The organism is Bradyrhizobium sp. UNPF46, assembly GCF_006658625.1.
GTDB classification, from domain to species: Bacteria; Pseudomonadota; Alphaproteobacteria; order Rhizobiales; family Xanthobacteraceae; genus Bradyrhizobium; species Bradyrhizobium nitroreducens.
Window position 1 is genome coordinate 1 of sequence record NZ_LFJB01000028.1, and the last position, 2,672, is coordinate 2,672.

Consider the following 2,672-nt stretch of genomic DNA (forward strand, 5'->3'; position numbering starts at 1 on the left):
ATCGCCTCATCCTAAAGTCGCAAGACCGGAAAGCCCGGCCTCCGTGGAGGCCGGGCTTTTTCTTTGCCGCAGTGCGATCGCGATGGCTGACTACAAGCAAACAATCCATGCGAATGCACGTGTCGACAGCATGTTGCCCAGACTATAGCGGACGCTGCCAATATCGACAGTTGAGACAGTCAAGCGGGTAAACGATCATCGCGCGTTCACGGCTATCAATGACCGAGTCATGGCCTGCGATGCAGTTTGACACGTCCGGCAAAACAGTATCAACTTCAATAATCGCGTTATCCGAAATACTAACCTCGGAGTTCAATTCGTCGGAGGGCCGTGAGATTTTCACTCCCGGCGGGTCCAGGGCGCATTGCGGAAGGTGGTTATTGTTGGCTCCTAGCAAATGGAAGCAGACGAGCCGACGCAGTGCACCGTCATCACTTGCTGCCAATTCCCGAACTCTTGCGGCGAGCTGAAGGATATTGTGAGCTGCTAGGCTTTGGCCAAAGAAGTGTCGCGCCGATGAGCTTCCAGAAGTCTCAAACCGGTGAAATAGCGGCTCTCATCTCGACAGTCATTGGGCGTGCTTATGGCGGCGCAGTAGGCGTGATGCAGGCATAGGGGGCATTTGGAAGATGAGAACTGACTACCGATTGGCGCTGATGTGGGCGCTCGGTGCCCCAGTTGTCGCAGTCGGAGGCGCTGTACTAGGCGCTATCAGCCCAATCCTCGTCATCGCCGCCCTGGTAACGGCGTTAGGAGCTTTTGGTTATGTAATTTTTAAGCCGGACGCAACCTCCTCAGTCAATAGGGGGATGGAGTTGCCTGCGGTGTCGCGCCAAGCAAGTTCTGATCCTATCGCGGAAGGCATAGTGGACGTTGTGAGTAGCGAGACCGCCGCATCTATCGCAGACAATAAAGTGAATATTGCAGTCGACATGGCTCAGATCGCGCTGGAGTACGAATTGCAGCGGCTCGTTCGCCAGACGAAGATTTCCCAGATTGACGACGATACAGCGCGCGAAGGATCGCGCGATGCTTCAGCAGCTTCCCGATCTCCTCTTGCGTCGGACTCGGGCCGACTTCAAATGTCCGACAAACGACGTCACCTGATGATCTTTTGCTCAGGCTGTATCGCCCTCGTTGTGTTTATTGGATTCCTCTCTTCGCGCGACAATTCGACATCCTCTCCAGACTCGATCCCCGCGCGAGGCGGTGAGCAGAGCACGCCGGGAATTGCAGCGCCGAGGACGTCGGCTTCTGTGGTTGTCAAGATGGAATATGATTTAGTGCTCCGAGCAGCATGTGATGACGATAATTTTGAAGTGTGTGGTGTGCCGGAGGTCATTGACAATGTTGATGACGTAACTTTTCGTATCGAGCGTGATCTTGTGCGACTGCAGTTGGGTCCTCAAGAAGTTGAATGCCCTACTGATGATTACCGTTTGCTTGTTGATCGGTTCACAGGAAGCTCACAAGGTGCATGCAGGGCGTATATTCGCGGGGACGAGGTTCAAGTTTATCTTCGCGTTGTCCGGGACACCTTAATCTACCAGTTTAACCTGAAGCCCTCCGAGTGCTGGACGTTCCGACGATCTCACACCGCGTTGGGACGGTCGCAGGCCACTTTCCATGGATACTGCGAGAAGGGATAAGCATGCGTTCATCAGCCATTCTTTGTCTGCTGGCTTCGCTGTTGTTCTCTGTCGTCGATGCCCGCGCTGATCGGTGTGTACAGTATTCCGATAATTCTTGGGTGCGGGAGAGCGAGAGGGTCAAGCTTTATCCTACGCTTCGCGAATGTCAGCGCGAGAAGCGGGTGTTCTTTTGTTCAAGATTGATCACGAACACAGCAGATCCATCACTGGGCGGACCTGCTGGTTGCATCCCCTACGAAGATGCGCTCGCCATCGCTAAAATGAAGGATCGAAAGGAGGACGGTCTCGATTCTCCGCGCGCTGTTCCCCCCGCCTCTCAACAGACTGTCCCGCCAGAGAGTTCTTCCCGAGGTGAAATCTGTCCTTATGGATATTGTTTTGCTCCTGAGAACGATCCAAGGGAGGTGAAGCCCGGCTCCCCAGAGTATGTCCGCCGAAGTTGTTCGGCCCGACAGAAAAAGTCCGGCAAATTCTTCTACGAGAAGGTGGGAGGAAGCCAGGCCGAATGCGAGGAAATCCTGAGACGCTCTTGGCGAAACGTGCCGCCGCCAAGCAAGTTTGCCGAAATCGAGCGGGGGGCTGCTGCTACGTCAAATACGAAAGCCGCTCACCAATCGGCCAAGATTGGGCGCGTGGTGGCCGATTGCAAGGGGAAAGTTACTGCGACCCTAGTAGAGCTTCCAGGCTGCGGTACCTTCTCCGATTTTCAAGTCAAAATCAAAGGAGATTGCGCCGCGAAATCTCGCCTCAAGGTCTGGGCGCAGTTTCAAGAGGCGCCCTCTGGGAGGCTATCCTCGCCTGATGAAGGCGAGTATACCGTGCCCGAAAAGTCGGGCGAGTTCAGCGTTCCTTTCGTCAGTTGCAGGAGGGGGCGGGCGGGGTTCGACTTCGAGACGCTTTCACCGTAAGCAATTGGTGGTGATCGATGTTCAGTTCGACGCGATGCAGGCCTACCGCTCCGACGAATATCTGTGGTGGCAGGTTGCCGAATATACCTACGACAGCTTCATGATCCGCTCG

2 protein-coding genes are annotated in these 2,672 nt (G+C 54.9%); both read left to right on the top strand.

From position 1 onward, the window contains the following. Window positions 1-629: 629 nt before the first annotated feature. A complete protein-coding gene (locus UNPF46_RS13250; RefSeq protein ID WP_142250302.1) occupies window positions 630-1,649 on the top strand; it encodes a hypothetical protein in 1,020 nt (339 codons plus the stop codon). A 2-nt stretch (window positions 1,650-1,651) separates the two neighbouring features. Further along, window positions 1,652-2,560, top strand: coding sequence for a hypothetical protein (locus UNPF46_RS13255; protein WP_142250303.1), 909 nt, complete (start codon window positions 1,652-1,654; stop codon window positions 2,558-2,560). Window positions 2,561-2,672 lie beyond the last annotated feature (112 nt).

What these genes read in the sequence shown, in the direction of transcription:
- UNPF46_RS13250 (WP_142250302.1), top strand. Translation starts at nt 630, where the DNA reads ATGAGAACTGACTACCGATTGGCGCTGATGTGGGCGCTCGGTGCCCCA.
- UNPF46_RS13255 (WP_142250303.1), top strand. Translation starts at nt 1,652, where the DNA reads ATGCGTTCATCAGCCATTCTTTGTCTGCTGGCTTCGCTGTTGTTCTCT.